24 protein-coding genes are annotated in these 24,692 nt (G+C 71.3%); 9 read left to right on the top strand and 15 right to left on the bottom strand.

Annotated elements, in window-relative coordinates; translation table 11 throughout:
* Window positions 1-19 precede the first annotated feature (19 nt).
* The gene (locus tag ACLJOK_RS32820) at window positions 20-619 is read left to right on the top strand and encodes an endonuclease domain-containing protein (protein WP_410822355.1); all 600 of its coding nucleotides are present in this window, start codon (window positions 20-22) and stop codon (window positions 617-619) included.
* A 205-nt stretch (window positions 620-824) separates the two neighbouring features.
* On the opposite strand, the gene ACLJOK_RS32815 is transcribed toward ACLJOK_RS32820, so the two are convergent.
* From ACLJOK_RS32815 to ACLJOK_RS32805, 3 genes are read right to left on the bottom strand one after another with little or no spacing between them, the layout of a single operon-like run.
* Entirely contained in the window at window positions 825-2,519 is a 1,695-nt protein-coding gene (locus ACLJOK_RS32815) for a S8 family serine peptidase (RefSeq protein ID WP_410822354.1), read from the bottom strand.
* A 56-nt stretch (window positions 2,520-2,575) separates the two neighbouring features.
* Window positions 2,576-3,292, bottom strand: coding sequence for an HAD family hydrolase (locus tag ACLJOK_RS32810; protein ID WP_410822425.1), 717 nt, complete (start codon window positions 3,290-3,292; stop codon window positions 2,576-2,578).
* A gap of 30 nt (window positions 3,293-3,322) precedes the next feature.
* The gene (locus ACLJOK_RS32805) at window positions 3,323-4,288 is read right to left on the bottom strand and encodes an EamA family transporter (protein WP_410822353.1); all 966 of its coding nucleotides are present in this window, start codon (window positions 4,286-4,288) and stop codon (window positions 3,323-3,325) included.
* An 86-nt stretch (window positions 4,289-4,374) separates the two neighbouring features.
* Here ACLJOK_RS32805 and ACLJOK_RS32800 point away from each other — a divergent pair, with 86 nt between their 5' ends.
* A complete protein-coding gene (locus tag ACLJOK_RS32800) occupies window positions 4,375-4,920 on the top strand; it encodes a CGNR zinc finger domain-containing protein (RefSeq protein ID WP_410822352.1) in 546 nt (181 codons plus the stop codon).
* Here the strand turns inward: ACLJOK_RS32800 and ACLJOK_RS32795 are convergent.
* The 3 genes from ACLJOK_RS32795 to ACLJOK_RS32785 form a co-directional block, all read right to left on the bottom strand.
* Window positions 4,887-5,486, bottom strand: a complete 600-nt coding sequence (locus ACLJOK_RS32795) for a GNAT family N-acetyltransferase (protein ID WP_410822351.1) — start codon at window positions 5,484-5,486, stop codon at window positions 4,887-4,889. The genes ACLJOK_RS32800 and ACLJOK_RS32795 overlap by 34 nt on opposite strands.
* Before the next feature lie 167 nt (window positions 5,487-5,653).
* Complete coding sequence (locus tag ACLJOK_RS32790) at window positions 5,654-5,836, bottom strand: DUF397 domain-containing protein (RefSeq protein ID WP_410822350.1); 183 nt, start codon at window positions 5,834-5,836, stop codon at window positions 5,654-5,656.
* The gene (locus ACLJOK_RS32785) at window positions 5,827-6,639 is read right to left on the bottom strand and encodes a helix-turn-helix domain-containing protein (RefSeq protein ID WP_410822349.1); all 813 of its coding nucleotides are present in this window, start codon (window positions 6,637-6,639) and stop codon (window positions 5,827-5,829) included. Before ACLJOK_RS32785 ends, ACLJOK_RS32790 begins: the two co-directional genes overlap by 10 nt.
* 420 nt (window positions 6,640-7,059) lie before the next feature.
* On the opposite strand from ACLJOK_RS32785, the gene ACLJOK_RS32780 reads away from it, so the two are divergent.
* Window positions 7,060-7,350 carry a hypothetical protein gene (locus ACLJOK_RS32780; RefSeq protein WP_410822348.1) on the top strand — a complete coding sequence of 97 codons (291 nt, stop codon included), beginning with the start codon at window positions 7,060-7,062 and terminating at the stop codon, window positions 7,348-7,350.
* A gap of 81 nt (window positions 7,351-7,431) precedes the next feature.
* On the opposite strand, the gene ACLJOK_RS32775 is transcribed toward ACLJOK_RS32780, so the two are convergent.
* From ACLJOK_RS32775 to ACLJOK_RS32755, 5 genes are all read right to left on the bottom strand, one after another.
* Window positions 7,432-8,841 carry a class II fumarate hydratase gene (locus ACLJOK_RS32775; RefSeq protein ID WP_410822347.1) on the bottom strand — a complete coding sequence of 470 codons (1,410 nt, stop codon included), beginning with the start codon at window positions 8,839-8,841 and terminating at the stop codon, window positions 7,432-7,434.
* Window positions 8,842-8,876: 35 nt separating this feature from the next.
* Window positions 8,877-11,858: a BTAD domain-containing putative transcriptional regulator gene (locus ACLJOK_RS32770; RefSeq protein ID WP_410822346.1), complete on the bottom strand. Its 2,982-nt coding sequence runs from the start codon at window positions 11,856-11,858 to the stop codon at window positions 8,877-8,879.
* A gap of 259 nt (window positions 11,859-12,117) precedes the next feature.
* The gene (locus ACLJOK_RS32765; RefSeq protein WP_030490011.1) at window positions 12,118-13,785 is read right to left on the bottom strand and encodes a fumarate hydratase; all 1,668 of its coding nucleotides are present in this window, start codon (window positions 13,783-13,785) and stop codon (window positions 12,118-12,120) included.
* A 125-nt stretch (window positions 13,786-13,910) separates the two neighbouring features.
* The gene (locus ACLJOK_RS32760) at window positions 13,911-15,353 is read right to left on the bottom strand and encodes a PQQ-binding-like beta-propeller repeat protein (RefSeq protein ID WP_410822345.1); all 1,443 of its coding nucleotides are present in this window, start codon (window positions 15,351-15,353) and stop codon (window positions 13,911-13,913) included.
* Window positions 15,354-15,425: 72 nt separating this feature from the next.
* Complete coding sequence (locus tag ACLJOK_RS32755; RefSeq protein ID WP_410822343.1) at window positions 15,426-15,929, bottom strand: Lrp/AsnC family transcriptional regulator; 504 nt, start codon at window positions 15,927-15,929, stop codon at window positions 15,426-15,428.
* Between the two features lie 139 nt (window positions 15,930-16,068).
* Here ACLJOK_RS32755 and hppD point away from each other — a divergent pair, with 139 nt between their 5' ends.
* From hppD to ACLJOK_RS32725, 6 genes are all read left to right on the top strand, one after another.
* Window positions 16,069-17,274: a 4-hydroxyphenylpyruvate dioxygenase gene (gene hppD, locus ACLJOK_RS32750; RefSeq protein WP_145789857.1), complete on the top strand. Its 1,206-nt coding sequence runs from the start codon at window positions 16,069-16,071 to the stop codon at window positions 17,272-17,274.
* A gap of 11 nt (window positions 17,275-17,285) precedes the next feature.
* On the top strand, window positions 17,286-17,987 hold the full coding sequence (locus ACLJOK_RS32745; RefSeq protein WP_410822342.1) for an RDD family protein: 702 nt from the start codon (window positions 17,286-17,288) through the stop codon (window positions 17,985-17,987).
* A 76-nt stretch (window positions 17,988-18,063) separates the two neighbouring features.
* Window positions 18,064-19,056 carry an RDD family protein gene (locus ACLJOK_RS32740; protein WP_410822341.1) on the top strand — a complete coding sequence of 331 codons (993 nt, stop codon included), beginning with the start codon at window positions 18,064-18,066 and terminating at the stop codon, window positions 19,054-19,056.
* Window positions 19,053-20,156, top strand: a complete 1,104-nt coding sequence (hisC, locus tag ACLJOK_RS32735) for a histidinol-phosphate transaminase (RefSeq protein WP_410822339.1) — start codon at window positions 19,053-19,055, stop codon at window positions 20,154-20,156. The genes ACLJOK_RS32740 and hisC overlap by 4 nt, the downstream gene beginning before the upstream one ends.
* 139 nt (window positions 20,157-20,295) lie before the next feature.
* The gene (locus ACLJOK_RS32730; RefSeq protein ID WP_410822338.1) at window positions 20,296-20,850 is read left to right on the top strand and encodes a hypothetical protein; all 555 of its coding nucleotides are present in this window, start codon (window positions 20,296-20,298) and stop codon (window positions 20,848-20,850) included.
* 160 nt (window positions 20,851-21,010) lie between these two features.
* A complete protein-coding gene (locus ACLJOK_RS32725; RefSeq protein WP_410822336.1) occupies window positions 21,011-21,892 on the top strand; it encodes a hypothetical protein in 882 nt (293 codons plus the stop codon).
* A gap of 76 nt (window positions 21,893-21,968) precedes the next feature.
* Here ACLJOK_RS32725 and ACLJOK_RS32720 read toward each other — a convergent pair whose 3' ends face one another.
* The 4 genes from ACLJOK_RS32720 to ACLJOK_RS32705 all read right to left on the bottom strand — a co-directional run bounded on the left by ACLJOK_RS32720 (window position 21,969) and on the right by ACLJOK_RS32705 (window position 24,652).
* A complete protein-coding gene (locus tag ACLJOK_RS32720) occupies window positions 21,969-22,376 on the bottom strand; it encodes an LPXTG cell wall anchor domain-containing protein (protein WP_410822335.1) in 408 nt (135 codons plus the stop codon).
* A 101-nt stretch (window positions 22,377-22,477) separates the two neighbouring features.
* Entirely contained in the window at window positions 22,478-23,734 is a 1,257-nt protein-coding gene (locus ACLJOK_RS32715; protein WP_410822334.1) for a PQQ-binding-like beta-propeller repeat protein, read from the bottom strand.
* An 81-nt stretch (window positions 23,735-23,815) separates the two neighbouring features.
* A complete protein-coding gene (locus ACLJOK_RS32710) occupies window positions 23,816-24,298 on the bottom strand; it encodes an SRPBCC family protein (RefSeq protein ID WP_091403139.1) in 483 nt (160 codons plus the stop codon).
* Window positions 24,299-24,442: 144 nt separating this feature from the next.
* Window positions 24,443-24,652, bottom strand: coding sequence for a DUF397 domain-containing protein (locus ACLJOK_RS32705; protein WP_354940223.1), 210 nt, complete (start codon window positions 24,650-24,652; stop codon window positions 24,443-24,445).
* Window positions 24,653-24,692: the final 40 nt, after the last annotated feature.

Here is a 24,692-nt window from a genome sequence, read left to right as displayed (position 1 = left end):
GTCCGTCGGAGCAGGGGGCATGGTCGCGGCCGGCCGGGGCGATAGGTGGTCGGCGACCAGTCCCAGCGAGCGGGACCTTCCGATCCCCCGCTCCGACCCCGGCCGGGCCGCCTGGGAGACGGCTGTCTGGCTCGACCCGGTCCGGGCGGTCGCCATCGTCGATTCGCTGCTCGGGCAGGGGCTGGCCGATCGCGACACCCTGGCCGCCATGGCTGCCCGCAATGCTGATCGGCCGGGCGCGCGACGAGCACGTTGGGTGTTCGACCTGGCCGACGGCGGCGCCGAGTCCCCGCCGGAGTCACACCTGCGCGTGCGGTTGGTGCTGGGCGGGCTGCCGCGCCCGGCCGTTCAACATTCGGTACGCCTGCCCACCGGCGTTGTTCTGCACCCCGACCTGGCCTGGCCGCAATATCGGGTGGCGGTGGAGTACGACGGCAAGTGGCACTCCGACGTGGAGCAGCTGGACCGCGACCGCCGTCGGCTGAATCAGCTGGTCGGCGCGGGTTGGCTGATCCTGCACGTGACCAGCCGGCGGCTGCACGGCGAGTTCCCGGCGGTGCTTCGTGAGGTACGCGACGCGCTGGTCAGCCGCGGCTGGCGACAGGGATCGTCCAGATGACCAGGATCACCTCGGATTCCTGGAAACCGCGCCATCCTTCAGGCACCAACACCGCGCCTTCCAGGAAACCGAGTCGATCATGATGGGCGCTGGGCGGCGGCGGCCCGGGACAACGGGCCCGGACGACCGCAGGGCCCGGTCGACGAGGTGTCGACCGGGCCCCGAAGGCGGTGGCGGTTGGGCCACCTCCGTAGTGCGATGTGCGCTACGGGCGGGCGTTCGGCTTGAGCGGGGTCTTCACCGCCGCGTAGGCGTCGACGATGCCGTAGCCGTAGAAGCCGTTGAAGTTGACCCCTCCGGCGCAGTACGCGTCGTAGGTCTCGTCCCGGCCCTCGTTGCGGTACTGCTGGAGGCGCGGCTCCGGGCACGCGTGCTCGGCGGCCGTGCGGTAGAGGTGCTGCTCGACCTGGTCCGGCGACATCCCGAAGCCAGTCCGACCCTGCGCCTTGCCGTGCCGGCTGACGATCAGCGCGGCCACACCGGCGGCGTGCGGGGACGCCATCGAGGTGCCCTGGAGGTACGTGTAGTAGCCGCACTCACCGTTGGCCTTGCACTGCTTGAAGACCGAATTCTCGAAGCCGGCGACGATGTTGCCGTCGGCGTCGACCGATTCCTCCTCCTGAAGCACGTGCTTCGGGTACGAGGAGAGGATCATGTTGGCGTCGGTACGGAAGGTGTCGGTGCCGAAGCCATCCCGGAACCAACCTCCCGGCGCGGCGACCGAGATCTGCTCGGTGCCGTAGTTGGAGAAGTCCGACTTCTTGCCGGACGGGCCAACCGACGACACACCAATCACGTGCGGGCCTTCGGTGGGCAGGTCCCAGCAGCTCTCGTTGTCGATCGGTCGGGGGTACGGGTCGGCACCGTAGTCAGGGCTCGTGACGTCGGTGCGCGGCGCGCCCAGGTCCTCGTTGTTGTTGCCGAGCGCACCGACGAGGGTCACGCCCTTGTTGTGCGCGAAGACCAGCGCCCGCTTCATCGCCTTGATGATGGCCCGCTGCTCGGCCTGGTCCTCGGGCGAGTCGGCCGGGTTGGCGGTGCAGTTGTACAGCCACGGGTCGACGTAGAACGACATGTTCACCACGTCGATCCCGGACCGGCCGGCGTAGACCAGGGCGTTGACGACCGGGTCGAGGAAAAAGTAGCCGGAGTCCTGGCCACCCTTGAGCTCGACCAGCGAGACGTTCGGGGCGACGCCGGAGAGGCCGAAGCCGTTGGCCGCAGCGCCGATGGTGCCGGCCACGTGGGTGCCGTGCCCGCCGTCGTCGGTGCCGACCGGGTCGAGGCAGCTCTGCACCTCGCAGGGGCCGTCCACGTCGGTCAGGTCGGGGGCGAAGTTGCGCGACAGCGACCAGTTGAAGTTCGGCGCGATGTCCGGGTTGCTGGCGTCGACGCCGGTGTCCAGTACGCCGACGGTCACCCGACGGTCACCCGGTTCGATCTTGCGGGCCTTGTCGGCCCGGATCATCTCCAGGCCCCACAGCTTGTCGTCGAGCGGATCGAGCTTGGCGCCCTTCTTGGCAGCACCGGCAGCACCGGCACGAGCACCGGCGGCGGCCAGCAGGTGCTCCTGCTCGACCCGGTCCAGCTTCGGCTTGCGGCCGATGGCCTTCTGCTCGGCGGCGCCGATCAGCGTCGGCGCGGCGGTCGCTCTGGTCGCGAAGTCGGCCCGGTCGCTGCTGACCTGGAACATGCCGACTTCGTCGGACCGGGACACCACAGTGCCGCCAGCTGCCCGGATCGCGGCGACGGCCGTGTCGGTGGCGACGCCATCCTCGGCGACGACCGTGAAGGTGCGGGAGTCGCTCGGCGCGGCGTTGGCCGGCACACCCAACCCCGTGGCCGTGAGTGCCAGCACAGCCGCGATCGCGACGGTACGGGCGGTGAAGCGCTTGCTCACCACATCGGATCCTCTCGTTGAGGGACGTGGCAGCCATCACACAACAACGATCCGGATTACGCCAGTTGAGCGCCCGTTATGGCCGTGAATCTCGCCAGTTCGAGGTTCGCCAGCGCGGCCGGCAGCTCGGCCAAGTTGGAAACCTCGGCGTCGGGCGTGCAGCCGAGGGGGCGAGGCAGGCCGAGCCGGTTCAGCCACACCGATCGCAGGCCGGCCCGCTGGGGCGCCACCACGTCGTGCTCCCACGAGTCGCCGACGTACACGATCCGCCCGGCTGGCACCCCGGCCGCCGCGACCACAGCGGCGTAGAACTCCGGGGCAGGCTTCTTGGGCAGGCCGTTCTCGTGCGCGTACAGCTCGAAGGCGAACCCGCCGGCGAGCCCGCACCGTTCGGCGCGGCTGTTGCCGTTGGTGGCGAAGCCCAGCGTGTACCGGCTGCGCAGCGTGGCCAGCGCCGGTGGTACGTCCGGAAACGGTCGGGTGAGAGCGAAGCGCTGGGCGAAGAAGAGGTCCGCGATCTCGTCCAGGTGGTCGACCAGCGCGGCGCGGGCCAGCGACCGGGCCAGTGCGGCGCGCCGGATCTCCGCCACCGGGGCGGCCTTCAGCTCGCCGAAGACCGCGCCCCAGTCCGACTCCAGTTCGGCGAGCGTCACCCCGGCCGCCCCAGATGTGCGTCGCCGCATCTCGTCGAGCACGGCCACCAACCCGCCTGTGACCGCTGGACGCAGGTCCAACAGCGTTTCGTCAGCGTCGAACACCACAGTGGTCAGCACGACACCCACTCTCTCACCGACCGTCGAACCTCACCGACCGTCAAGCGCCAGCTCGGGCTCGGGCGTGACCGGCGCGGGCGTCGAGGGCGACCCGCGCAGTTCGTCGAGGCGTACCAGGGCGACGCCGGCGACGATCAGCGCACCGCCGAACAACTGCCAGCCGGTGGGCAGTTCGTTCAGGAACAGCCAGGCGATCAGCACCGCGAAGAGCACCTCGGTCAGCCCGACGAACGACGACAGGCGGGGCCCGAGGATCCGGGTGCCGGCGATGCCGGCGAGGTACGCGATGACGGCGGCCACCAGCGACAGCCCGGCGATGGGCACCAACCAGCTGGTGGGCTGCCCGGCGAAGGTGACCTCGCCGAAGGTGGCGTGCAGCGGCAGCAGGCCGGTCAGCCCGATGAGGAGCAGCACTGCGGCACCGACGGCCATTCCACCGCTGGCCATGGCGACCGAGGGCAGCCGGGGGTCGACCCGACCGGCGAGCACGAAGTATCCGGCCAGGCCGAACGCCGCGCCCAACCCCCAGAGCACGCCCACCGGGTGGAAGTCGGCGGTGCCGGCGAGGTCGAGCACGAACGCCAGCCCGGCCAGCGCGGCCACCGACCCGGCGACGGTGAGCCGGCGGGGCGGCTGCCCGTGCCGCAGCCACATCCAGACCACGACGAGGATGATGCCCAGGTATTCCAGCAGCAGCGCGACACCGACCGGCAGGTAGCGCACGGCGTTGAAGAAGCACACCTGGGCCAGCGCCACCCCGAGGAGCCCGAACAGCCCGATGGCCGTGGCGTTGCTACGCAGCACGTGCCATCTGCCTCGCAGCGAGAGCAGGGCGGGGATCGCCAGCACCAGGGCGGCCACGCCGACGCGGGCGATCACCGCGGACTCGGCTGACCAGCCGGCCTCGATGAGCGATCGCGCAAAGGTGCCGGAGGTGGCGAAGGTGACTGCGGAGAGCAGCGCCAACCCGACGCCGGCAGCAGGTCGTGAGTGCATGTCGCGCTCCTCGCAATGGGCACCGTGTCATGGGCAAACTATCCTTGTGCTGATGACGCTAGGCGGAAGCCATGACAGGAGTCAAGTTGCTATTCGCTCATGACACCGAGTGTTCGCTGATCGCCGCCGCGGCGCTGGTCAACACCGCAGGTCGGGACGGTGAGTTGCTGCCCGACATCGCAGCGCTGGACGCGTTCTTCGTCCGCTACTCCTACAGCGGCCGGCACGAGCACACCGACGCCGAGCTGCACGCCGTCCGGGAGCTTCGCCCCCAACTGCGCCGCATCTGGTCTGCCGAGCCACCCGAGATCGTCGCGGTGGTCAACGGTCTGCTGCTGGAACACAAGGCGCTGCCCCAGCTCATCGAGCACGACGATGAGCCGTACCACCTGCACGCCGTGCCCCGCGACGCGCCGCTGGCCACCCGGATCGCTGTCGAGGCCGCCATGGCGATGGCCGACCTGGTTCGTGCCGGCGAGCTGAGCCGGCTGCGGATCTGCGAATACCCGGACTGCGACAACGTGGTCGTCGACCTGTCCCGCAACCGGTCCCGACGGTTCTGCGAGGCCGGCTGCGGCAACCGCGCCGCGGTGACCGCCTACCGCGCCCGACGGGCCGCCGGCCGCTCCTGACCGACGGTCGCCCACTCCTCGGCCCGCACCTCGTACTCCACCTCGCCCTGCTCGGTGCCCGGAATCGGGTGTTCCCACTGGAGGTGGAAGGTCCGCACGTAATGCAGCCCGGCCTTCACCATCACCCGCCGGGAGCGCTCGTTCACAGTCATCGTCTCGGCCCAGACCCGACGCACCCCGACAATGTCGAAGGCGTACCGGACCAGCGCCCGCGACCCCTCGGTGGCCAGCCCTCGCCCCCACGTCGAGCGGCGCAGCCGATAACCCAACTCGGCCTCCGTCCCGTCCGCCGACGGGTCCAACGCGAACCAGCCCAGGAACTCGCCGGACTCCCGATCATGCGCCGCCCACCGACCCAGCCCCGGATGCCTGTCGTACTGGGCCAGCAGCCTCGGCAACTGCTCGTCGCGCACTGTGGCCAGCGAAGTCGCCACACCGCCGGTGAGGAAACGCATCACCTCGGGGTCGCTGTCCAACTCGACCAGCGCGTCCACGTCGGCAATGGTCAGCCGCCGCAACCGCAGCCGCTCGGTCTCCGCCGGAAAACCCGCGCCGTCGTCACCCATAGCCCGGATCATCCGTGCCGCCCCGAACCCCGTCGACCCCTTTTACCTAGGGCCGTCCAAGATCGACGCAACTTCGGGGAAACTGCTGCCTCAGGCCGCAACGAGGCAGCAACTTCGGTGAAGTTGCGCGGGAAACCCCCGACCGCCGCCGCGGGTGAGGCGTCGGGTCAGCGCGGGGGCGCGGCCACGAGGAGCCGCCAGGAGTACGCGTCGACAACGAGCACGGGCCCGTCCGAGTCCTTACTGTCTCGCACCCCGACGACCTCGCCAAGATTCGTCGCCACCTCGACGCAAAAGTTGTCCTGGTTGCTGCGAGTGCTCTTGCGCCAGCGAGCGTCGGTCAACTCCACGACTCGGCCACCTCGTTCATCAATTCGATGGACGCCTGCGGAGGCAGGGCTTCGCCCAAGGTAGCCTCCCAGACCCGCTGCAACCGCAACAGATCCCGCGGCTGGTCCAGCTCCTGGCCGCGAACCTGGCACTCCAGATAGGCCAGTTCCGTGCCGTCGGGCAAGGCAGCGAGCGCGAACGGCCCGCCGAGCCCCGGGTACTCGTCGGCGGATCGTGGCACCACGTGCAGCCGGACCCGAGGGTGCGCGGTGGCGATGCCAACCAGGTGCCGCGTCTGGTCGCGCATCACCTTTCGCCCGCCCACCCTCCGCCGCAGCACCGCCTCGTCCAACACCGCCACGATCTGCGGCGCACGCTCGCTATGCAGCATCTCCTGACGCTCCATCCGGGCGGTCAGTCGCCGGTCAACCTCGTCGGGAGCGAGCAGGCCGCCAGCCTCGAAGACGGCCCGCGCATAGGCCTCCGTTTGAAAGAGCCCCGGCACGTAGCAGTGCTCGTACAACCGAACCGCGCGCGCCTGCTCGAAGATCGCCTGCCAGCCGCGTAGCCAGGGCTGCGCCCGGTCCAGGCTGACCAGTTCGGTGGACATCCGGCCGAAGAGGCCGCCGGTGTCCAGGGCGCTGTCGACGAGTTCCAGGTACTTGGCGGTGGGCGGCTGCTGACCCAGCTCGACGGCGCTGACCATCGACGCCGAGTAGTTGACCGCCTTGGCCAGCTCGTCCTGACTCCAGCCGCGCCGAGCCCGCGCCCGCCGTAGCTCAGCGATCAGGAACGCCGCCGCCGTCATCTGTCCATCGGCCATGCCGTGCCCGCCCTCCACCCCGCCGACGATCATCTCCAGCCGGCCGCCAGCGGCGTTGCCACCCAGAACAGGGCGACTATGACGACGCGGCCAAACCCTTCCGACCGTAGTCGCCTGATCACCAGACTGTGAAGCGCGGCGCCGCTCCCCGTCCCCCGGGATCTGCCGGCACCGCAAGGGACCGCCCGCTCCCCTGCCGGGCGGTCCCACCTCCCGGACAGCCACAGCCGGAGCGCGCCACCACCGGCGCGAGCCACGACCGACCACGCAAGATCGTGCTCGATCCTGGGAAGAGTGGGGTCCTGGCGTGCGGATGCCACTACATCCAGGATCGAGCGCGATCTTGGCGCAGCCCGGCCCCGTCCAGGTGGGCACAGCGCCCGCAAATCCCGGCGCAGCCCGGTCAAGGAAGGCCTCACCATGTCCCGGATCGCCCCGGACAACCGCGCGACGACGCCACGTCGACAGCACCTGCCGCTGCGCCCGCTCTGGCTCTGCCGGGTCTGCGCCGCGCCCTGGCCGTGCCCGGTCGCCCGACTCACCCTGCGTCAGGAGTACGCGCACGACCGGATCGGGTTGAGCATCTACCTGTGCACTGTCCTGCACGAGGCCGCTGCCGACCTGTACCGACTCAACCCGCACGACGGCCCGGACCCCGCCGCGCTCTTCACCCGCTTTCTCGGCTGGGCGAGACCACGGCACCTACCCTGACCAGGGCAGACCGCAGCAGACCGCAGCAGACCGTGGCGGGCCGTGGCGGGTCAGCGCCGAGCGCGGGCGGGGCGAGTCGGGTCAGGGGTGGGTCATCCGGAGCAGGTCCAACGTCTCGTCGAGCTGAGTCTCGGTGAGCTTGCCGGAGTCGACGTGGCCCCGGGAGATGACCACCTCGCGGATCGAGGTCTGCTTGGCCAGCGCCTCCTTGGCGATCGACGCGGCCTCGTCGTACCCCAGGTAGCGGTTAAGTGGGGTGACGATCGACGGTGAGCCCTCGGCGTACGCCAGACAGACCTCGGCGTCCGCGACCAGGCCGACCACCAGCCGGTCGGCGAAGAGCCGGCTCACCGCGGAGAGCAGCCGGATCGATTCCAGCAGGTTGCGGCCCATCACCGGGAGCATCACGTTCAGCTCGAAGTCGCCCTGCGAGCCGGCGAACCCGACGGTCGCGTCGTTGCCGATGACCTGGGCGCAGACCTGCCGCATCGCCTCGGCGACCACCGGGTTGACCTTGCCCGGCATGATCGACGAGCCGGGCTGGAGGTCCGGGATGCGCAGTTCGCGCAGACCTGCGCGGGGGCCGGAGCCCATCCAGCGAATATCGTTGGCGATCTTGTAGAGGCCGATCGCCACGGTCCGCAGCTGCCCCGAGGTCTCCACCAGCGCGTCCCGCGCGCCCTGCGCCTCGAAGTGGTTACGCGCCTCGCTCAGCGGCAACCCGGTCGACTCGCGCAGCTTGTCGATCACGGCGGCGGCGAATCCGAGCGGTGTGTTGATCCCGGTGCCGACGGCGGTGCCGCCCAGCGGCAGCTCGGCCAGTCGGGGCAGCGCGCCCTCCAGCCGTTCGATCCCGTAGCGGACCTGGGCGGCGTACCCGCCGAACTCCTGGCCGAGGGTGACCGGGGTGGCGTCCATCAGGTGGGTACGGCCGGCCTTGACAACCGTCTCGAACTCAGCGGCCTTGGCCTCCAACGCCGACGCCAGGTGCGCCAGCGACGGCAGCAGGTCTTCCACGATGAACTGTGTGGCCGCCAGATGGATCGAGGACGGGAAGACGTCGTTGCTCGACTGGGAGGCGTTGACGTGGTCGTTCGGGTGCACCGGCGAGCCCAGCTCACGGCTCGCCAGTGTCGCGATCACCTCGTTGGTGTTCATGTTCGACGAGGTGCCCGAGCCGGTCTGGAACACGTCCACCGGGAACTGGTCGTCGTAACCACCGTCGGCCACGTGCGCGGCGGCGGCCGCGATGGCGGCGGCCACGTTGGCGTCGACCACGCCCAGCTCGCCGTTGACCTCGGCCGCCGCGCCCTTGATCTGCGCGAGGGCCTTGATCTGGGCCGGTTCGAGGCCCCGGCCGGAAACCGGGAAATTCTGCACCGCACGCTGGGTCTGTGCCCGCCACAGCGCCTCGGCGGGCACCTCCACCTCGCCCATCGAGTCGCGTTCGATGCGGTAACCGGTCGCCTCTGGAGTCGTCACGCGTACCATCCTGCCGCGCCCGTGGCCGACCCGCAGATGATCCGTCAGCCCAACTCGGTGAGCAGCCGTTCCACCTCGTGCTGGTCCGGCGACTCGATCTGCCGGAGCAGCGCCAGCGCTCGGAACCAGTGTGACCGGGCCCCGCCCGGGTCGGTGTCCCGCAGACAGCGAGCGATACCGTCCAGCGCGTGGGCCTGCTCGTGCCGGGCGCCCAACCGAATGGCATCGGCGAGCACCCGCCGGTGCAGGTCAACCGCGCTGGCCACGTCCCCCTGGTCGAGGAGCGCACGGGCCAGCAGGTTGCGCGACATGCAGGCGGTGATGCGGTCTCCGGACTTCGTCACTGCGGCGAGCGCCTCGCGGTGCAGCATCGCGGCGGCCTCGGGCCGGCCCAGGATCCGCTCGATGGTGCCCAGTTCGTTGAGGACCTCGCCCTCGCCGAAGCGGTTGACCTGGCGGCGCTTGAACTGCAACGCCAGCCGCAGGAACCGGCGCGCGCCCGGGTAGTCGCCGAGTCGGGCTCGCACCGCGCCGAGGTGACCGAGGGCGTTGCACAGGCTGTTCATGTCCCCGATTTCGCGGGCCAGGCGCAGCTGGCGCCGCGAGACCAGCCGCGACTCCGGGTAGCGGCCCCATGCAATCAGCAGGAACGCCTGGTTGTTGAGCATCGCGACGACCTCTGCCGGCTGGTCGCCGGCGGAGACGAGCGCCAGCGCCGCGGCGGAGTGGGTCATCGCGCGAGCCAGTTGCCAGTTCGCGCCGTACGCGACGGCCAGGTTCCGGCGGACCGTTGCCTCCCCCCGCCGGTCGCCGAGCTGCTGCCGCAGTCGGAGCGCGACCTCCATCAACTCGATGGCCTCGGGGAACCGCCCGAGCCGGAAGTAACCCGACGAGAGGTAGTTCTGCACTGTGGCGATGGCCCCCGCGTCACCGAGCTGCTCGGCGGCGCGCAACGCGACGGTGTGGATGTCCACCAGCTCGTCCAGGTGGCCGTGCATGAAGAGGTAGTACCAGGACGTGCGGGCCAGCTGCCAGCAACGTTCCAGCTGCCCCCCGGCGGCGGCCAACCGCACCAGCGCCGGCAGCGCGGCCCGGTTGGCATCGAACCAGCCGACGCCATCCGGAACCGACGCCAGCACCAGATCGGCTCGGGGAGGTTCCGGCAGCACCAGGACGGCCCTGCTGGCCACCGGCTCCATCCGACTGGCGATGGCGTGAGCCACGTGCAGGTGGTGATCAAGCAGTCGCACCGTGGCGGCGGTCCGCTGTGCACCTGTCTCGACCGTCTCCACCAGCTGTCGGGCGTACTCGCGCATCAGGTCGTGGAAGCGGAAGCGGCCGGGTTCCGGCTCGTCGACGAGGTGCGCGTCGACGAGACTGTCCAGTAGATCCTGGGCGTCCGGCAGCGGAAGGTCGACGACCGCCGCCGTCACCCGATCATCGAAGAATCCGCCCGGATGCAGCGCCAACAGCCGGAACATCCGCTGCTGGTCGGGGTCGAGCTGCGCGTATGACAAAGCGAAGGCCTGCCCGACGGAGCGTTCGCCGGCCGACAGCTCGGTCAGGGTGTCCCGTCCGCTGCCGAGCCGGTCCGCCAGGTCGCGGACCCGCCATCGGGCCCGGTGGGCGAGCCTGGCCCCGGCCAGCCGGATCGCCAGCGGCAGGTACCCGCAACGGGCGGTCACCTCGGCGGCCGCCTCCGGCTCGGCGGCGACCCGATCGGCGCCCACCACCCGTCCGAGCAGCTCCACGGCCTCGTCGGGGTCCAGCACGGCCAGCGACGACGGCTTGCCGCCGTCCAAACCGGCGAGCCGGCGGCGGCTCGTGATCAGGGTGAGGGTGTCCCGGCCACTGGGCAGCAGCGGCTCGACCTGAGCGGCGCTGCCGGCGTTGTCGAGCACCACGATCGCCCGCCGTCCGGACAGTTGACTCCGCCAGAGGGCCGCGCGTTCGTCGGAGTCGGCGGGGATCCGGTCCCCGGGGACACCGAGCTGGCGGAGCAGCACGGCAAGGGCAGCGGTGGCCGGCAACGGCTCCCGCTCGCTGTGCCCGTGCAGATCGATGAAGAGGTGTGCGTCGGGGTAACGATCCCCGAGCGCCGTGGCGACGTGCACGGCCAGCGTGGTCTTCCCGCTGCCTGCCATGCCGTCGACGAGCTGGATGCGGGCGTCGTCCTCCTCGATCTCCTTCACCAGCCGGGCGAGCGTCTCCTGTCGTCCGATGAAATCGCTGATCGCCCGGGGCAGCGCCCGGACCGGGGTGAAGGACCGCTCCTCCGGACCGGTGAGTGCCAGGTCGCCGGCAAGTACGCGTTGGTGCAGCGCCTGCAACGCGGCACCCGGTTCGATGCCCAGCTCGTCGGCGTAGAACTGCCGGCCCGCCCGGTAGACCGCGAGCGCGTCGGCCTGCCGACCCACCGAGGAGAGCGCCAGCATCAGTTGGCCACGCAGACGCTCCCGCAGCGGATGCTGGTCGACGCTCTCTGTCAGCTCCTCGATCAGCTCCGCGGCCTGCCCGAGGCGCAGCTCGACGTCGACGCACTCCTCCAGTGCTGTGAGGCGCTGCTCGTCGAGCGTCTGCGCCCGACGGCGGACGCTGCGGCTGGAGATGCCGCCGAGCGCCGGCCCGCGCCAAAGTGCGAGGGCAGCGCGGAACCGTTCACTCGCCTCGGCCTGCCGGCCGGCCGCGACGGCGGTCCGGGCCGCCTCGACAGTTCGGGTGAAGACCTCGGCGTCCAGGTCGGTCGTTCCGGCACGCACGCCGTACCCGGCCGGGTCGGTGACGATGAGGTCCGGTGCCAGCTCGAGTTCGGTGAACCGGCGGCGCAGCCGCGACACGCAGGTCTGCAACTGCGCCCGGGCGGTGGCCGGCGGGCGGTCCTCCCACACCGCGTCGACCAGTTCGTCGACCGGCACGAGCCGGCCGGCCCGCAGCAACAGCATGGCGAGCACGATCCGGTCGCGTCCGGCGGTGACAGTGGACTCGCCACCGCCCACTCGCAGGGGCCCCAGGATCCCGAACCGCATCTACTCCCCCGCTTCAATGGTGCAACTTCCAGCAGAGTAGTCCGGTGGTAACAGATCGCCTCGGTCAGGCGATAGTGATCTGAGAGCGGATCGACAGCGGTGCGCGGCACACTCATTCCGGGTTGTCGGTGACGGCATCCGACGGGGGCGGTGCGCCCGTCCCACCCCAGCGGGGCGGGCGTACCGGTGTCGGTAGAGCACGGGCGACAGAACGGGCGCCGGGCGAGTTCGCCCGACGCCCGTTCGCGTACCTGTCGCGTCAGCGGCGGCCGACGGTGAGCACCGGCTTGGTGACCTCGGCGAAGAAGTCGTTGCCCTTGTCGTCGACCACGATGAAGGCGGGGAAGTCCTCCACCTCGATCTTCCAGACCGCCTCCATGCCCAGCTCCGCGTATTCGAGCACCTCGACGTGCTTGATGCAGTCCTGGGCGAGGCGGGCCGCAGGGCCGCCGATCGAGCCGAGGTAGAAGCCACCGTGCTGCTGGCAGGAGCGAGTCACCTGACCCGACCGGTTGCCCTTGGCCAGCATCACCTGGGAGCCGCCGGCGGCCTGGAACTTCTCCACGTAGGCGTCCATCCGGCCGGCGGTGGTCGGGCCGAACGAGCCGGACGCGTACCCCTCGGGGGTCTTCGCCGGGCCGGCGTAGTAGACCGCGTGGTCACGCAGGTACTGCGGCATCGGCTCACCGGCGTCCAACCGCTCGGCGATCTTGGCGTGCGCGATGTCCCGGGCGACCACGAGCGGCCCGGAGAGCGAGAGGCGCGTCTTCACCGGGTACTTCGACAGCTCGGCGCGGATCTCGTCCATCGGCCGGTTCAGGTCGACCCGGACCACCAACTCGGCGTCGAGCGCATCGTCGGTGACGTCGGGCAGGAACCGCGCCGGGTCGGTTTCGAGGCGCTCCAGCCACACGCCCGACGGGGTGATCTTGGCGACGGCCTGGCGGTCCGCCGAGCAGGAGACGGCGATCGCCACCGGGCAGGACGCGCCGTGCCGGGGCAACCGGACCACCCGTACGTCGTGGCAGAAGTACCGCCCACCGAACTGCGCGCCGATGCCGAAGTTGCGGGTCAGCTCCAGCACCTCCGCCTCCAGCTCCAGGTCGCGGAAGCCGTGCGCGCTCATCGAACCCGCTGTCGGCAGCGCGTCGAGGTACTTGGCGCTGGCGTACTTCGCGGTCTTCAACGCGTACTCGGCGGAGGTGCCGCCGATGACGATGGCCAGGTGGTACGGCGGGCAGGCGGCGGTGCCGATCAGCCGCAGCTTCTCCTCCAGGAACTGCATCATCCGCGTTGGATTGAGCAGCGCCTTCGTCTCCTGGTAGAGGTACGACTTGTTGGCCGAGCCGCCGCCCTTGGCCATGAAAAGGAACTTGTACGCGTCGGGGTGCCCGTCCGGGTCCTCGGCGTACAGGTCCACCTGGGCGGGCAGGTTGCTGCCGGTGTTCCGTTCGTCCCACATGGTCAGCGGGGCGAGCTGGGAGTAGCGCAGGTTGAGCTTGGTGTACGCCTGGTAGACGCCCCGGGAGATGGCCTCCGCGTCGGCACCGTCGGTCAGCACGTGCCGGCCGCGTTTGCCCATCACGATGGCGGTGCCGGTGTCCTGGCACATGGGCAGGACACCGCCGGCGGCGATGTTGGCGTTGCGCAGCAGATCCAGCGCGACGAACCGGTCGTTCGGCGAGGCGGCCGGGTCGTCGATGATCGCCCGGAGCTGCGCCAGATGTGCGGGGCGCAGGAAGTGCGCGATGTCGTGCATCGCCTCGGCGGTCAGCGCGGTGAGCGCGGCCGGCTCCACGGTGAGGAACCGGCGGCCCCCCGGGCCGTGTACGACGTCCACGCCCTCGTCGGTGACCAGGCGATAGTCCGTCTGGTCCGGGCCGGTCGGCAGCAGAGGGGCGTACGAGAATGCGGCGGCACTGCTCATGAGCGGCAAGCCTAGGGCAGACCGGTCGATCACTCCCACCCGCCGGGCGGGTCCTGGGACGCCGCTCTCATCCAGCAGGCGTGCCGGGACCGGCCGCCCTCCGGATCATGAAGCGAACCGCCCGCTCAGCCATCCTTGCCGCCGCCCGGGTCGGGGCAGAGTTCGCCCTTCGGCCCGCAGTCGCCGTTGTTCGGCCCGCCGGGGCCGGGGCCGCCCGGCCCGGGATTCCCACCGTCGCCGGGCGGTCGGGTGGGCGAGCTTCCCGACGCGCCGAAGCGGACGTACCCGATCTCCCGCCCCTCGCCGATGATCATCCCCTGTGACCCGACGGCGAGGGCGTTCGCCGAGGTACGCAGGGCGGCCAACTCCCGGCCGGTGCGCGGGTCCAGTGCCGCCAGCCGGGACGGCTTCTCGTCGGCCACCACCGCCGCGTACGGGGTGAGCGCGGCCCCGGCCTTGCCGCTGGCCTGTCGCGTCCAGAGCACCTTCTCGATGCCCAGCTCACGGGCGATGACCGAGCGTTTGTCGGCGGCCCGGAACACCGCCGAACGGTCGTCCACAGCGATCAGCTTGGTGCCCGGCTCACCGACCCAGAGCAACCGCCCGTCGTACCCGTCGATGACCGTCTCGCGGCCGTCCGGGGCGACGCCGATCAGCACGTTCCGCGCACCCTGCGGGTCCTCGCGTTGCACGCAGCCGGCGGAGTCGGCGGTGCGCAGGTTGATGCCGGCCCGCTGCCAGGCCTCCTGCCCGGTCGCCGAGTCCCGGGCGGAGATGGCGAAGTAACAGGTGCCGTCCTGGGAGCGGGCGTTGATTCGCAGCAGCCGGCCACCCACCACGGAGAGCCGCTCCTCCCGGCCGGGCTCGACGTTCTGCAACACCCGGCCGGTGGCGGTGTCGACCACGTGGACCCGACCGTCGACCGGGAAACCGAGCAGCGGTGGTGCGGCCTCCGCCCCGGCCACGCCGTCGTCGATCCGGGTTGCGGTGAGCCGCCGGGTGCCGCGCAGACCCGGGTTGTCGGCGAGCAGGCCGCTGTGCACCCCGGGCAGGAAGGCCGTCCAGAGAGGCGCGGTGCCACGCGGGTCCCAGGCACTCAGGGTGCAGTCGGTGGCGTCCGTGCACCGGGCGTCGAGGAGCAGGTTGCGGTACGTCCAGACGGCCACCGCGTCATCGTCACGTCGCCGGGTCACCCCGGTCGTCGGGTCGAGCAGCTCGTACCCCTTGACCAGGAGCTTGCCCACCGCCACCACCGGGTCGCGGTCGCCGCCGGCGACCGCCGCCCAGTCCGCCTTCCGCTCCCAGAGCTGGGTACCGGTGGCCAGGCTGCGAGCCTCGACGCGGGTGCGCTGCTCGACCACGACGGCGTCGCCGGCGATGGTCACACTGCGCGGAGTGCCGCCGACCCGTTGCTGCCAGACCACGTCCGGCTCGGAGATGGGTTCGCTGCGGTCCACCCAGTCCCACAAGCCGGGGAACGGGTTCCACACGCCGGTCGCGGCAAGCGCGACGACCACGGCGAGGCCGAGCAGCAGCCCACCGCGCACGCTCCCCTTCGCCACCCGCACACCGTAGCCACGATCACGGATCTTCTGTACGCCCGCGCCGCCGTGTCGCCGCGCTTTCTGGGCTCGGAGGTGTTACAGCGCCCTTCCATCGGCCCGAACAGCGCTGCGCACCAACGGAAGCGTGCGGTAGGGAATCTGCTCGGCCAGCGCGATGATCGTCGAGGCGCGGGTGATGCCGGCGGACGAGACGATCTGGTCGATGACCCGTTGCAGGTCGGTGTTCGAGCGGGCCACGATCCGGCAGAGCAGGTCGCTGGAGCCGGTGATGGTGTGCGCCTCCAGCACCTCGGGGATGGCGGCGAGGTGAGCGGTGACCGGGTCGTGGCCGTGCCGCTGACTGATCTCCAGGGTCACGAAGCTGGTCACCCCGAACCCGATCGCGGCCGGGGCGATCTCGGGGCCGAAGCCCTCGATGACCCGCCGCTCGACGAGCTTGTCCAGCCTCGCCTGCACGGTGCCCCGGGCCACCCCGAGCCGCCGGGAGCACTCCAGCACCCCGATCCTCGGCTCCTCGGCGAGCAGTTCGATCAAGCGCACGTCGAGCGCGTCGAGCTGTACATGCTGCTCACCATTCATGAGTGACGACCATACCGAATGCGCAACCTGACCAGCATTTCTGGCAACAGTTGCCCACTCGATGCCGACAGGGCGATCCTCGCCACAAGAACCGACCACGGCGGCCCACAAGGCCGGCCGGTACGCGAGGGAGCCCACCATGACCCAGGCGATCGACCGACCCCAGTCGACCGAGGACGTCGACGTCGACCGGCTCGTCGGAGCTGTCGACCACGACATCAGCCACGACCCGTTCCCGGTCCGGGGCCTCGACCACGTGCACTTCCTGGTCGGCAACGCCAAGCAGGCCGCCCACTACTACTCCACCGCCTTCGGCATGACCTGCGTGGCGTACCGCGGCCCCGAGCAGGGCTACCGGGACCACGCCCAGTACGTGCTGACCAGCGGCTCGGCCCGGTTCGTGCTCACCGGCGCGGTGCGCCCGGACGCCGAGGGCGCCGAGCACGTGGCCCGGCACAGCGACGGGATCAGCGACATCGCGCTGGAGGTCCCGAACGTGGACGCCGCGTACGCGCACGCCATCGCGCAGGGCGCCGCCAGCGTCGTCGAGCCGCACGAGGTGACCGACGAGCACGGCACCGTCCGGATGGCCGCCATCGCCGCGTACGGCGACACCCGGCACACGCTGGTCGACCGGTCCCGCTACACCGGCCCGTTCCTGCCCGGCTTCGTGGCTCGGGGCCCGATCGTGGACCGGCAGCCGATGATCGACGCCGGCATCCAGCCGAAGCGCTTCTTCCAGGCCGTCGACCACGTGGTCGGCAACGTGGAGCTGGGCCGGATGGACGAGTGGGTCGAGTTCTACAAGCGGGTGATGGGCTTCTCCAACATGGCGGAGTTCGTCGGCGACGACATCGCCACCGACTACTCGGCGCTGATGAGCAAGGTCGTGGCGAACGGCACCCGCAAGGTGAAGTTCCCGCTCAACGAGCCGGCGATCGCCCGCAAGAAGTCCCAGATCGACGAGTACCTGGAGTTCTACCAGGGCCCGGGCGCGCAGCACATCGCCGTCGCCACCAACGACATCCTGGCCAGCGTCGACGCGATGCGCGCCGCCGGTGTCGACTTCCTGGACACCCCGGACTCGTACTACGACGACCCGGAGCTGCGCGAGCGAATCGGCAAGGTGCGGGTGCCGATCGAGGAGCTGAAGTCCCGCAAGATCCTGGTCGACCGGGACGAGGACGGCTACCTGCTCCAGATCTTCACCAAGCCGGTGCAGGACCGTCCCACTGTCTTCTTCGAGCTGATCGAGCGGCACGGCTCGCTGGGCTTCGGCAAGGGCAACTTCAAGGCGCTCTTCCAGGCGATCGAGCGGGAGCAGGAAGCCCGCGGCAACCTGTAACACTTGCGAGCGTGACGCAACCTCCGTCGTACCCGATGCCGCCGGCCGGTGGGCCCCCACCCACGGCCGGCGGCTTCGCGCCGCAACCCGGCCCACACCCCCACGGGTACGCCGCGCCGCCGCAGTACGCCCCGCCCGGGTACGCCCCGCCGCCGCTCTACGCCGGGCCACCGCGACCGGTGGCCCCGCCCCCGACGCTGACCCCGGGCGGACAGCCGCTGGCCAGCTTCAGCGATCGGCTACTGGCCTTGTTGCTCGACTGCGCGGTCTTCGTGGTGGTCGGCCTGGTGCTCACTGTGCCCGCGGCGATCATCTTCCTTGTTGTCGTCGCGCCCGACGTCGCCCTGTTCGCGCCGGACGGCTCGCTCCGCGAGGCCGACTTCGTCCGCGACCTCCTGCTGCCCCTGCTGTGGCTGGACCTCGGAATCATCGTGGTCTCGCTCGTACTGGCGTACGTCTATCACGTCGAGATGATGTTCAAGACCGGCCAGACCCTCGGCAAAAAGATGATGAAGCTGCGGATCGTGCCGTTGGACCCGACACGCTCCCTCGACCGCCGAGCCGCCGCGAAGCGGTTCCTGGTGCAGCAGCTCTCTGGCTTTTTTCCGGGGCTGAGCTACCTGGACGGGTTGTGGCAGCTCTGGGACAAGCCGTGGCAGCAGTGCCTCCACGACAAGTTCGCCGAGACGGTCGTCGTTAAGGTGTCCCAGTGAGCGAGCGCAGCGAGCGGACCAGCAGGCTCAGTAGCGTGGCGCCTCGCGCCGTCGCGAAGCGAAGCGGAGCGACGGCGTGAGCGTTCAACCTGGGTGGTACGTCGACCCCGCCGACACCGAGACCCGGCGTTACTGGGACGGCGAGGGCTGGCTCGGTGCGCCCATTCCCGTCGACGCGACCCCGCCGGACGGCCCGCCGCCGGCCGAGCCACCGCCCGCGCCGGTCACCCCGGCCGCGCCTGCGGCGTCGACGACCCCCGACTCGGCGACCGGGGCACCGGGCTGGTCACCCCAGCAGGGCCCACCCCAGGGGCACGGCCCGCAACCGGGCCACGGCCCGGGCTGGGGACCACAGGCCGGGCCTCCCGGCTGGGGCCCGCAGGGCGGTCCGCCGGGCTGGACTCCGCCGGGTGCCCCTCCCGGCTGGGCGCCGCCGCCCGGCCACCCCGGCTGGCCCGGACGGCCGCCCGAGCCGCGACCGCACGGCCTCAGGCTGGCCGGCTACGGCCGTCGGCTCGTCGCCCGGCTGATCGACTTCGGCCTGGTCTTCGCACTGAACGTGGTCGTCAACGGCTGGTTCGTCTGGCGCTGGGCGCAGGAGTGGGCGCCGTACTGGCAGGAGGTCTTCCGGCGCGCGTCGCGCGGCGACACCTCCGCCGACGGACTGCCGATCCCCAGCGAGCAGGCAAATTCTCTGCTGGTGGCGATCCTGCTGATCGCCACCGCGCTCTGGCTGGCGTACGAGGTGCCGACCATGGCCTCCGGCGGGCAGACCGTCGGCAAGCGGGTGATGCGGATCCGGGCGGTACCGATGGCCGCCGACCAGCCGCTGGGCGTCCGCCGGGCGCTGAGCCGGTGGAGCACGATGGGCCTGCCGACTCTGCTGTGGTACTGCGCCGGGCTCGGCCTGGTGCTGCAACTGGTCGACGCTCTCTCCCCCCTCTTCGACCACCCCCTGCGTCAGGCGCTGCACGACAGGCGCGCGCAGACGGTGGTCGTCGAAGTCCCCCACCACACCGATACCGCCCTCTCGAACGACCGTAACCAGCCCCCGGGAGACACCCCATGACCGACTCCGGACGTCACCAGCCGGCGCTGCGGCTGACCCGCGTCGACCTGGACGCGCTGCCTAGCTACGTGCCGGGGCGCAGCCCCGCCGACCTGGCCCGGGAGTTGGGCCTGCCGGAGGCCATCAAGCTGGCCAGCAACGAGGTGCCGTACGGGCCGCTGCCCGGCGTGGTGGAGGCGGTCACCGAGGCGATCACCACCTCGCATCGCTACCCGGACATGGGCGTGGTCGCGCTGCGGGACGCGCTGGCCGAGCGGTACGGGGTGAACGCCGACCGGATTGCCACCGGATGCGGTTCGGTGGCGCTCGCCGAGCACCTGGTGCGGGCCACCTGCCTGCCGGGCGACGAGGTGCTCTACTCCTGGCGGTCCTTCGAGGCGTACCCGATCATCGTGGCGACCAGCGGCGCGACCAGCGTGCGGGTGCCCAACGACGCCGGGCACGGGCACGACCTGGCGGCGATGGCCGCGGCGGTGACCGACCGCACCCGCGTGATTTTTGTCTGCAACCCGAACAACCCCACGGGTACGGCGCTGCGCCGAGCCGAGTTGGACCGGTTCCTCGACGCCGTGCCGGACGACGTACTGGTGGTGATCGACGAGGCGTACCGGGAGTTCGTCACCGACGCGGAGGTACCGGACGGTCTCGACTACCTGGACCGGCCCAACGTGGCGGTGTTGCGCACGCTGTCGAAGGCGTGGGGGCTCGCCGGGCTGCGGATGGGCTGGTTGGTTGCCCAGCCAGTGGTGGCCGCCGCCATCCGCAAGGTGGCGACCCCGTTCTCCAGCAGCACGGCAGCCCAGGCCGGGGCGCTCGCCGCGCTGACCCAGGTGGCGGAGATGGAGCGCCGCTGCGCCCTGGTCGTCGCCGAGCGGGACCGGGTCACCGAGGCGCTGCGCAAGTTCGTGCCCGAGGTGCCGACGAGCCAGGCCAACTTCGTCTGGCTGCCGCTGGGCGAGCGGGCCGTGGCGTTCGGCAAGGCGTGCGAGGCGCGCGGCGTGATCGTGCGGCCGTTCGCCGGGGACGGGGTCCGGGTCACCATCGGCACCCCGGCCGAGAACGACGCGTTCCTGGCCGCTGCGGAGGCGGCGCTCAGCTGACAATCGGGGCAAACGAATGACCCAAGTTGGGCCATAAGTTCCGTTTGTCCAACTGTGCCCGATAACTACCCTATCTTCCGAAGTAGCCGGTTGTGCCGAGGACTCACGCCGGCTCACTTCGAGAACGGGGTAACGAACAGTGCGTACTGCCAAGATCTGTCTCGCCGGCGCGGCCGCCGCCGCCATGGTGGGCTTCCTCGCCGCGCCGGCCGCCGCCGCGCCGACCGACACCACCACCGTCACCTTCGAGGTGCTCGTCGGCACCCTCGACATCGACGCGCCGGCCACCGCCGACCTGGGCAGCGGCGCGCCCGGCGGCACCATCACCGGCCAACTCGGCCCCGTCACGGTCACCGACTCCCGGGGTGCGGCGGACGCCTCCTGGGTGGCCTCGGTGACGGCGACGAACTTCCAGACCGGCGGCGGCACCCCAGCCGAGACGGTGCTTGCGACCGAGATCGACTACTGGTCTGGTCCGGCCACGGCGACCACCGGCACCGGCACCTTCACGCCCGGGCAGGCCACCGCGGCCGCCGCGGCACCACTGAACAACGTCACACCGCTCACGGCGTTCACCCACACCGGCGGCACCGGTGGTAACACCGCGACCTGGAACCCGACCCTGATCGTCAACGTCCCGCTGGACAGCATCGCGGGCATCTACACCGGGACGGTGACGCATTCGGTGGCCTAGCCGCCGGGGCCGGTCGACCGTCGCGGTCGCACTGGCGCTGCTCTGCCTCGCCGGTCCGGGTCTGTCGACCCGGGCCGGCGCGGCCGAGCCGGACGCCGACGACCGCCTCGGGATCCGGCTGCTGGAGGCACCGAGCAACCGCCGCGACGATCCCCGGGCGTTGCGGTACATCGTCGATCACCTCCCGCCGGGCACCACGATCAAGCGGCAACTCCTGGTCACCAATCGCACCGACCAGGACCGCCGCATCGACGTGTATCCGGCGGCGGCGACAGTAGAGGGTTCGGAGTTCAAGTTCGGCGAAGGCCGCGCGAGCAACGAGCTGACCTCGTGGATCACCCTCGACAAAGCCGCCGTGGAGGTGGATGCGTGGGGCGAGGCGCGGGTCCTCGCGACCATCACGGTGCCGTCGGCCGCCTCGCGCGGCGAGCGGTACGGGGTGATCTGGGCGTCCGCCACCTCCGCGCCGCGGGACGGCGGGGAGGTCACCCAGATCCACCGGGTCGGCGTCCGGATGTACCTCGACATCGGACCCGGCGGCGAGCCGGTCTCGGACTTCTCGATCGGGGAGCTTCGCCCGGCCCGCAGCCCCGAGGGCGAACCATCGCTGACCGCTCAGGTCACCAACACCGGCGGCCGAGCCATCGACCTGACCGGCACGGTCACCCTGACCGAGGGGCCAGCCGACAGCCGGGCCGGCCCATTCGCGGTCGGGCAGGGCGTCACGCTACCGCCGGGTGGCTCCGGGCAGGTCATCGCCCGACTACCGGCCGAGTTGCCGAACGGTCCCTGGAAGGTCGAGGTCAACCTGGAGAGTGGAATGGTGAAGCGCAGCGTCACCGCGCAGATCCAGTTCCCCGATGCGGGTCAGGTCGGAAAGCGGGGCAGCGTCATCTCCCGGATGACATCCGTCTGGACCGTGGGGGCCGCCGTTGCCGGCCTGCTGCTCATCACCGGCCTCGCGGTGTTGGCCCGCCGATCCCGTCGGTCCCCCCGACCCCCCGCCGGCAGGCCACGGGAGCGGGTCCCAGCCGGACGGTGACCCACGCCGGCGGCCGAGCACCGGACCGTCGGCCGCTGGCGGCTGGCTTCCACCGGCCGCCGGCGGCGGTCGTACGTCAGACCGGGCGCCGACGCCGGACGGCGAGCCAACCGACGATCAGCAGGGTCACGCCCAGCCCGGTGAGCAGCAACGTCGACCCACCCGAACCGGTGACCGGCAGCTGGCCACCGTGGCTGGGCGTGGGCTGAGGTGGCGCCGGTGCGGGTTGCGTCGGCATGGGCGTGGGTGGCCCCGGTTGCGTCGGCGTGGGTGTGGGTGGCCCCGGTTGCGTTGGCGTGGGTGTCGGCGTCGCCGGCAGGATCTCGAAGGTGACGCCGGTGTCCGCCGACGGCTCGGCCCGGACGGCGCCGAACCCGCGCGCGGAGGCGGGGTCGGCGGCCAGCACCGGCGACACCGCCAACGCCAGACTCGCCGTGGCGGCGAGCGCGCCGCCCACGAGATAGTTGGCTGCTGTCCTGGCCATGCGCCGACCCCTTCCACCGGGAACCTGAACCGTGAAAAACGTACCCTTTCACGACAAAGGGAATGGAACGGTTCGGTGTTCCGCTGTCGAAGACGCCACGATCAGGTGGCGGCCAGGATCACCGTCTCCCCGGTGTAGTAGTAGCGCCGGTCGTCGCCGGTGGGATCCACCGGCTTGCGGAGCCGCTCGACCGCGACGAACCCGTCCTCGGCCGTCACCGCCCCCGGCGCCCAGCCGGTTCCGTCCGAGCCGACGTTGAGCGCGAAGCGGGACAACTGCCTACCGCTTGCCGGATCCAGCGTCACCAGATCGTTCGTCTCGGTCAGCAGGTGCACCCGGCCAGGTTGCCCGGCCAGCACACGGGCCGTGCCCAGGCCAGCGGACCGCCACAGCTCGCTGCCGGTACGCGCGGATCGACCCACAACGACCCCGTCGAGAACGGCGACGGACTGCTCACCGACCAGCGCGGCGCCGGCCGGGTCCAACGCGGGGGCGGCGACCGGCGAACCGGCAGCCAACAGCCAACCCCGACCGCCCTCGTCGCCCGGCCCGGCGGTCCGCAGCCCCAGACAGTCCGACCCGCCGGTACGACAGCCGAGCGGCGTCACCACCAACCCGTCCGGGCCGCCCGGCGGTCGCCAACGCTCACGCACGGCACCCGTCGCCGCGTCCCGGAACTCGACGGTGGCCGCCCCGGCGCAGGTGTCCAGACCGATCAGCAGCCCGGTGGCGCTGGTGCCGACATCGCTACGGCACCTGCCGGGCAGGTCGACCCGCCACAACTCCCGGCCGCCGCTCAGTTCGACCCCACGCGCCTGGGAATCCCCGGTCACCACGAGCACGATCCGCCCGTCGGGAAGGTCGGTGAGCTGGAGCCCTGGCGCATCCCAGACCGTCGCCGCCCAGGTACGCCGCGCTGGCGCCGTGCTCTCGACGGGCTCCGGGCCGTCGGCTCGCCAGAGCACCCCGCCGGTCCGGGCGTCGAGTGCGACGAGTTGCCCGTCGGACCAGCGGCTGACCACGGTGCTGCCGCTGGCCACCACCCCGGTCAGCTCAGCCGGCCACCGCCGGTACGACCAGTACGGGCTGGTCCGGTACCGGCCGTCGACCGGCCGGTCGGCGTAGACCTGGCGGTGTGCGGCGTACACCCGCAGTCTCCCGTCGACGATCAACGGGGCGACCGGCAACCGACCGATCACTCCGGCAGCAGGTCGGGCCGGGGCGGGATAGTCGGCCCGCGCCACAGTGCTCACCTCTGCCGGTGCGAGGACCCGGTGGACGATGACCGCGACGGCCGCCGTCGCGAGCAGCGCCGCGACCGCGATCACGAGCCGTCGCCGGCCTCTCGGGAACCTCATGCCGCACCTCCGCCCGGCACCCTACCCAGCGGATTGGGGCGGACCCCGGTCAGGTCACGGCGAGGGCTGACCGCCTGGCGCTCAGGCGGCTTCGACGGAGCCGGTGGCACCGGCCGCGACGGCAAGATCGGCGAGATCACGCCAGAGCGCCGCCTCGACCGCCCGTGCGGCCAGCCCGCCGAGCAGCAGCGCCACCACCCGACCGTACGGAGCGGTCGGCACCGCCTCGTGGGTCACTGTGATCGCCGTGCAGCCCCGACGACGGCGGCGGACCGGCCGCAGGCTCCAGGTGATCCGGTAGTCCGCGCCGGTGCCGGAGGAACAGAGCACCAGTCGCTGCGGTGCGAGCGCCTCGACCACCAGGAACTCTTCGGTCAGCGTGCCGCCGCCCGGCTGGACCCGTTCCTCGCGCCAGGAGGTGCCCGGCCCGAACGACCCCGGGGTGAGCACCTCGATCGGGCCGGCTGCGGTCAGCCGGGCCGCGCGGCCGGGCAGGTCGGTCAGCAGACGCCAGACATCGACAGCGTGCGCCTCGATGATCCCGGTAATCGCCACCGTCGACATGCCACCCTCCCGTGTCCCCGACGGTACGCGGAGTGAGGGCCGGACGGGGCCCCCGGGACGGAAATTCCACCACCCGGGGGCCACGCTGTCCGATTGGGCGGTCGCTCCGGCACCGGTCGTCGTCGACCGGCGCCGAAGCGCCGGTCAGCGCTCGAAGCGACCGGCCCGAATCGCGCCGATGAACGCTGTCCACCCCGGCGGGCTGACCGCGAGTGTGGGACCGGACTGGTCCTTGGAGTCGCGGACTCCGACCAGACCATGGACGTCGACAAGGTTGTCCGCCACTTCCACGCAGAGCCCCTGGTCATTTGAGCGGCTGCTGGTACGCCAGACCGCGCCCGCAAGATCGTGCATCGCCGTTACCTCCGTGTGCGTCGGGATGCCCCACCCCTGT

It is taken from the genome of Micromonospora sp. 050-3 (assembly GCF_046549335.1).
GTDB lineage: Bacteria > Actinomycetota > Actinomycetes > Mycobacteriales > Micromonosporaceae > Micromonospora > Micromonospora trifolii.
The sequence above is the reverse complement of the archived record's forward strand: the minus strand, read 5'-3'. Positions and strand labels throughout refer to the sequence as shown.

Excerpts from the sequence above, each read along its gene's own strand:
- ACLJOK_RS32820 (WP_410822355.1), top strand. The coding sequence starts at position 20 with ATGGTCGCGGCCGGCCGGGGCGATAGGTGGTCGGCGACCAGTCCCAGC.
- ACLJOK_RS32805 (WP_410822353.1), bottom strand. The coding sequence starts at position 4,288 with ATGCACTCACGACCTGCTGCCGGCGTCGGGTTGGCGCTGCTCTCCGCA.
- ACLJOK_RS32795 (WP_410822351.1), bottom strand. The coding sequence starts at position 5,486 with ATGGGTGACGACGGCGCGGGTTTTCCGGCGGAGACCGAGCGGCTGCGG.
- ACLJOK_RS32785 (WP_410822349.1), bottom strand. The coding sequence starts at position 6,639 with ATGGCCGATGGACAGATGACGGCGGCGGCGTTCCTGATCGCTGAGCTA.
- ACLJOK_RS32780 (WP_410822348.1), top strand. The coding sequence starts at position 7,060 with ATGTCCCGGATCGCCCCGGACAACCGCGCGACGACGCCACGTCGACAG.
- ACLJOK_RS32775 (WP_410822347.1), bottom strand. The coding sequence starts at position 8,841 with ATGGTACGCGTGACGACTCCAGAGGCGACCGGTTACCGCATCGAACGC.
- ACLJOK_RS32770 (WP_410822346.1), bottom strand. The coding sequence starts at position 11,858 with ATGCGGTTCGGGATCCTGGGGCCCCTGCGAGTGGGCGGTGGCGAGTCC.
- ACLJOK_RS32765 (WP_030490011.1), bottom strand. The coding sequence starts at position 13,785 with ATGAGCAGTGCCGCCGCATTCTCGTACGCCCCTCTGCTGCCGACCGGC.
- ACLJOK_RS32755 (WP_410822343.1), bottom strand. The coding sequence starts at position 15,929 with ATGAATGGTGAGCAGCATGTACAGCTCGACGCGCTCGACGTGCGCTTG.
- hppD (WP_145789857.1), top strand. The coding sequence starts at position 16,069 with ATGACCCAGGCGATCGACCGACCCCAGTCGACCGAGGACGTCGACGTC.
- hisC (WP_410822339.1), top strand. The coding sequence starts at position 19,053 with ATGACCGACTCCGGACGTCACCAGCCGGCGCTGCGGCTGACCCGCGTC.
- ACLJOK_RS32720 (WP_410822335.1), bottom strand. The coding sequence starts at position 22,376 with ATGGCCAGGACAGCAGCCAACTATCTCGTGGGCGGCGCGCTCGCCGCC.
- ACLJOK_RS32715 (WP_410822334.1), bottom strand. The coding sequence starts at position 23,734 with ATGAGGTTCCCGAGAGGCCGGCGACGGCTCGTGATCGCGGTCGCGGCG.
- ACLJOK_RS32710 (WP_091403139.1), bottom strand. The coding sequence starts at position 24,298 with ATGTCGACGGTGGCGATTACCGGGATCATCGAGGCGCACGCTGTCGAT.
- ACLJOK_RS32705 (WP_354940223.1), bottom strand. The coding sequence starts at position 24,652 with ATGCACGATCTTGCGGGCGCGGTCTGGCGTACCAGCAGCCGCTCAAAT.